Below are 345 nucleotides of genomic sequence, written 5' to 3' on the forward strand. Positions count from 1 at the left end.
CGTTGACCGCCACGATCACCGGTGTGAACGGTCCTGGCTTTGAAAGCCTGGGTATTAAGGCGGGCAGCGGCTCAGCCACTTCGACGGTGGTGGATACCCTTACTCCGTCGACTGTGAGCCTGTCCGGTTCGGTGCAAAACGAAGGCCCGTCGGCGCAGTACGTCTTCACCGCTACCCTGAGCCATGCGTCCAAAGGTGTGACCACAATCACCACCGATAAGGGCGTGATCACCATTGCTGATGGCGCAACCACCGGCACCCTGAAAATTGATGCGAGTAACGGCGAAGACGTCTACACCGACGGCAGCTCGTTGACCGCCACGATCACCGGTGTAAACGGTCCTG

The 345-nt window shown here is 59.4% G+C and carries 1 protein-coding gene; it reads left to right on the forward strand.

Going from position 1 to position 345, the window contains the following annotated elements; genetic code table 11:
- Positions 1–345 (forward strand): immunoglobulin-like domain-containing protein (locus DM813_RS28315; protein WP_164897183.1); only part of this gene is annotated, 345 nt, incomplete at both ends.

Source organism: Pseudomonas alkylphenolica, from assembly GCF_004025535.1.
GTDB classification, from domain to species: domain Bacteria; phylum Pseudomonadota; class Gammaproteobacteria; order Pseudomonadales; family Pseudomonadaceae; genus Aquipseudomonas; species Aquipseudomonas alkylphenolica_A.